This window comes from Acinetobacter sp. 228 (genome assembly GCF_048147885.1).
The window spans coordinates 1-1,150 of sequence record NZ_JAYWYV010000458.1 but is presented as its reverse complement, the minus strand read 5'-3'; the positions used below and the strand labels follow the sequence as shown (position 1 = coordinate 1,150).

Below are 1,150 nucleotides of genomic sequence, written 5' to 3'. Positions count from 1 at the left end.
TTAAGTTCTTCCGTGAACATGACAAGTTACTCGAAGCGCAGCGTATCGAGCAACGTACTCGTTATGATTTGGAAATGATGCAGCAGTTAGGCTACACCAATGGTATCGAAAACTATTCACGTCATTTATCGGGACGACCGGCAGGTGAAGCACCACCGACTTTATTTGACTATGTACCAGAAGATGCCTTACTTATTATCGATGAGTCGCATGTAACGGTTCCTCAAATTGGCGCAATGTATAAAGGTGACCGTTCGCGTAAAGAAAACTTGGTGAATTACGGTTTCCGTTTACCAAGTGCGCTTGATAACCGCCCAATGAAATTTGAAGAGTGGGAGCGTATTGTTCCAACGACTATTTTTGTGAGTGCCACACCAGCTAGATATGAGCTGGAAAAATCAGAACAAGTGGTTGAGCAGGTTGTTCGACCAACAGGCTTGATTGATCCTGAAATTGAAGTTCGTCCTGTACTTACCCAAGTAGATGATGTTTTGTCTGAGATTAATATTCGTAAAAACTTAAATGAGCGTGTATTGGTAACGACTTTAACCAAGCGTATGGCGGAAGATTTAACTTCTTATTTAAAAGAATATGGCGTTAAGGTTGCTTATCTGCACTCGGATATTGATACAGTTGAGCGTGTCAAAATTATTCATGAGTTACGTACAGGCGTATTTGATGTACTAGTGGGTATTAACTTGCTGCGAGAAGGCTTAGATATGCCGGAAGTTTCTTTAGTTGCTATTTTAGATGCTGATAAAGAAGGTTTCTTACGTTCTGAGCGTTCGCTTATTCAGACGATTGGTCGTGCTGCGCGAAATGTGAAAGGTAAAGCAATTTTATATGCTGATACAATCACTGATTCTATGCGAAAGGCAATTGATGAGACAGAGCGCCGACGTGCAAAACAAATCGAGTTTAATGAGCAGCATGGTATTACGCCACGTAGTGCAGTTCGTCAGGCTGTGAAAGAAATTGATACGGGTGAAGTACTTTCTGATGATCAGATTGATGAGAAAGTACTAGAGCAGGCACAAGCACTTAGCGCAGATGAACGACATATTCTTTCTGACCCTAAATTGTTTAGTAAGCATATTACTAAGTTAGAGAAAGAAATGTTAAAGGCATCGAAGGATTTACAATTCGAGCA

General features: G+C 40.9%; 1 protein-coding gene. It reads left to right on the top strand.

Annotated features, from left to right (window positions below; all coding sequences use genetic code 11):
- A partial coding sequence (locus tag VXQ92_RS19840) for a helicase-related protein (RefSeq protein WP_416682944.1) occupies positions 1–1,150 on the top strand: 1,150 nt, incomplete at both ends.